Below are 3648 nucleotides of genomic sequence, written 5' to 3'. Positions count from 1 at the left end.
GCACGCAAGGCCAGCGGCACGTTGGGTGGGGCGCCCACGCGCGATGTGGCGCGGGCGGGAAGGGGTCAGTAGGCGTTTTCCTGCAGCCAGGCGTGCACGCTGCGGATGTGCGGCAGCGCGAACACGGCCGCGCTGGGACTGCGAGCGCCCACCAGGACGCTCCAGCCATGCTGCGCGTTGGCCGCATCGAAGCCGAATTCGTCGGTGAGGTCGTCGCCCAGGAATACCGGCAGGCGGCCACGGAACGGGGGGTGCTGCATCAGCTGCTGCAGGGCGCGCCCCTTGTCGCTGCCTTCCGGCACAAACTCCACGACGTGGTCGCCCGGCTGCAGGCGGTACGCGGCATTGCCGCGGATATGCCGCTCGGCGAACGCACGCACGTCGCTGGCGGCATGCGGCGCACCGCGCCAGTGCAGGGCCAGGCTGCGGCCCTTGTCTTCGACCAGCACGCCGGGATGGCCGTGCGCGAAACGCATGGCCTGCTGGTGCACGGCGTGCAGCCATTCGCTGGTGTCGGTGGTGCCGGCGGGACTGTCGAGGCGGCCGTCGGCGCTGCGCAGCTCGTGGCCATGCAGGCCGGCAGCGGGCAGGTGCAGTGGGGCGAACAGGTCGTCGAGCTGGTTGAGCGGGCGACCGCTGATCAGCGCAACCGCGCCTTCCAGGCGATCACTGATGCGCCCGATGGCATTGCGCACTTCCGGCAGCAGCGTGACCGCTTCGGGGTCGCGTTCGAATTCAATCAGGGTGCCATCCACGTCGAGGAACAACGCGCAGGCATCGTCCAGCAACGGCGGCGGCGGACGTGGGGGGAGGTCGTTGGCCATGCGGGACAACATGCCAGCGTGGGTGTGATTGCCAGGTCATGGCATCACGCCGCGCGCCCCTGGCCGGTAGAGCCGACCGTTGGTCGGCTACACGACCCGGTAGAGCCGACCGTTGGTCGGCTGCACCCGTCAGAATGTATACCGCACCCGCCCGTAGTAATACGCCCCATTGCTGCCCACCGGCGACAACACGTCATACGGCAGGTTGCCGTAGTAGTAGATGTCGTCGTTGGACAGGTCCGAGTAGTTGTCGGTGAGGTTCTGCCCGCCCACCGCCACGCTCCACTGCGGCGTGATCTTGAACTCCACTTCGGCATCCAGCTGCCACTCGGCGCCGTAGGTCTGGCGCGGGATGAAGCCGTCGCCGAAGTTGAACACGCGGGTGACGCTGCCGTAGCGATTCACCCGGCTGCTCAGCGACCAGCGGTCGTTGCTCCAGCTGGCCGCCACCGAGCCGCGGGTGCGCGGGGTGGCGTCGGTGAGGGTGTTGGTTTCCTCCACGCCGAACAACACGTAATCCGGGTCCAGCGCGAGCAGGCTGGACGGTGTAGCCAGCACGTTCTTCAGCGTGGTCTTGGTGTACGCATAGGTGCCGGTCAGCACCAGCTCACCGTTGCCCAGCGACTGCCGCCAGTTGCTCACCAGCTCGGCACCGCGGGTGCGGGTGTCGGCGGCGTTGACGAAGAAGCTGGCGCTCTGCAGGCCGGCCACGCCGAACTGCTGCTGCACGTAGTCGGTGAGCGCATCGCCGGTGATGCTTTCCGACAGCGCGATGCGGTCGTCGATGTCGATCTGGAAGAAGTCCAGCGAGACATCGAAGTGGTCACCGATGCGGCTGGTAAAGCCCAGGCTGGTGTTGACCGACTTCTCCGGCTTCAGGTCGGTGGCGCCCAGGCCGCGCGCGATCGGGTTGTTCACCGACAGCACCCGGCCCTGCACCAGCTGCCCAGCCGCGTTGTAGCCGGTGGAGGTGGACTCGTAGCCGATCTGTGCCAGCGACGGGGCGCGGAAGTTGTTGGAGATCGCACCGCGCAGCGCGAACGCCGGGGCGAACTCATAGCGCAGGCCCAGCTTGCCGGTGAGCTCGCCGCCGAAGTCGTCGCTGTGCTCGTAACGCGCGGCCAGGTCGCTGGAGAAGTGCTCGCCGAACTGGCTGGACAGGCTGACGTAGGCGCTGGCCACATCGCGCGACAGCGTGGTGGCGTCCTGCGGGGTCAGGCCGCCGCCGGCCTGCGAGCCGGTCGGGCGGTCGGTGAACGGGCCGGCGGCATAGCTGCTCGGGTCGCCCGGGCGGGTCTGGTAGTGGTCGCGCCGCGCTTCCACGCCCAGGCCAAGGCTGTGGGTGATGTTCTCGCCCTGGCTGAACACCCGGCCCAGGTCGAGGTTGGCCACGGTCAGTTCGTTGCGGTAATCGCCGGTCTTGAAGCGGGTCGGGCTGGTCGGGCCCAGCGAGGCATTGAGCGAGTTGCGCAGGCGGTAGGTGAAGCTGTTGGTGCCATAGTCCAGGCTGGCGTCGTAGTTCCACTCGCCCCATTGGCCCTTCGCACCGGCCACGGCCTGCACGTCGCGGTTTTCACCTTCGGAAATCGGCCGGTAGCCGTTCGGGTACACCTGCGCCCAGTTGGCGTCGCTGTCGGGGTAGCGGAAGTAGTTGGCGCCTTCGCTGTCGCGCTGGTTGAAGGTGCTGAAGAAGTAGAACTTGGAGGTCTCACCGAACGGCAGTTCGCTGTTGATCCACGCGTTCAGATCCTTGGTCTTGCCGTCGCCCAGCACGTAGTTGCGCTTGCCCTGCAGGGCAAGGTTGGTGTCGCTCTGGTCCCACGGCGGGATCTGGTCGAAGCCGGCGCGGTTGGTGCCTTCGTGGTTCTTCAGCTCCAGGCCCACGCGCAGGAAGCCGCCCTCATCGCCCAGCCGGGTGCCGACCTTGGCGCTGGCGTAGCTGGTCTGGCCGTCGGTGATGGTGCGGTCGATCGGCTTGAGGTCGGTGTGGTTGGCGCCGAAGCTGGCCTCGAACGCGCCGCCTTCCGGCGCGTCGTCGAGGATCACGTTGATGACCCCGGCCACCGCGTCGGAGCCGTACAGCGCGCCGGCGCCGTCGCGCAGCACTTCGATGCGCTTGATCGCGCTGATCGGGATGGCGTTGAAGTCCACCGGCGTGGTGCCCTTGCCGATCTTGCTATCGGTGTTGACCAGCGCGCTGCTGTGGCGGCGCTTGCCGTTCACCAGCACCAGTACCTGGTCCGGGGACAGGCCACGCAGCTGCGCGGCGCGGATGTGGTCGGCGCCGCCGGAATTGGACTGGCGCGGGAAGTTGAACGACGGCAGCAGCGCCTGCAGCGCGCTGCCCAGCTCGCCGTTGACCACGCCGGCCTTGCGGATGTCTTCGGCGGTCAGCACGTCTACCGGCGAGGTGGATTCGAGCACGGTGCGGTCCACTGCACGGGTGCCGGTGACGATCACGGTGTCCAGGGTGGTGGCCGAGCCGGGCGCGTCCTGCGCAGTTGCATCCTGGGCGAGCAGGGGGGAAGAGAGGACGAGCGCAATGGCAAGGCCAAGGCGCGACGCGGACGGACGGGACATGCGGACTCCAGCGGGACGACGAGGGGGAGGGGAGGGGAAGGTGCTGGCGGTGCCGAAAAATGACCGGCACTACCAATCCATCCGGATGAAGCGATATATTATCTTGGCGTGATGGCTCATGTGATGCAAGTCCCATCGCGAGCCGGCATCAGCTGATAACCGCTGGTGATCTGCCTGGGAACCGGATGTCCCGCACGCTTGTCCCCCTCTGCACGTCTGCTTTCCTGGAGTGATGTCGATGAAG

General features: G+C 67.5%; 2 protein-coding genes. Both read right to left on the bottom strand.

Annotated elements, in window-relative coordinates; translation table 11 throughout:
- Positions 1-65: 65 nt before the first annotated feature.
- Complete coding sequence (gene otsB / locus DBR34_RS10005) at positions 66-824, bottom strand: trehalose-phosphatase (RefSeq protein ID WP_128096679.1); 759 nt, start codon at positions 822-824, stop codon at positions 66-68.
- Positions 825-953: 129 nt separating this feature from the next.
- Positions 954-3404 (bottom strand): TonB-dependent receptor, encoded by a 2451-nt coding sequence (locus DBR34_RS10000; protein WP_128096678.1) that lies wholly within the window; start codon positions 3402-3404, stop codon positions 954-956.
- Positions 3405-3648: the final 244 nt, after the last annotated feature.

Origin of the sequence: Stenotrophomonas sp. HMWF003, assembly GCF_003061285.1 — a bacterium.
In the GTDB taxonomy this organism is placed as follows: Bacteria; Pseudomonadota; Gammaproteobacteria; order Xanthomonadales; family Xanthomonadaceae; genus Stenotrophomonas; species Stenotrophomonas maltophilia_AP.
Note: the sequence above shows the minus strand (reverse complement) of the source record. Positions and strands in the feature narration are given on the sequence as shown.

What these genes read in the sequence shown, in the direction of transcription:
- otsB (WP_128096679.1), bottom strand. Translation starts at nt 824, where the DNA reads ATGGCCAACGACCTCCCCCCACGTCCGCCGCCGCCGTTGCTGGACGAT.
- DBR34_RS10000 (WP_128096678.1), bottom strand. Translation starts at nt 3,404, where the DNA reads ATGTCCCGTCCGTCCGCGTCGCGCCTTGGCCTTGCCATTGCGCTCGTC.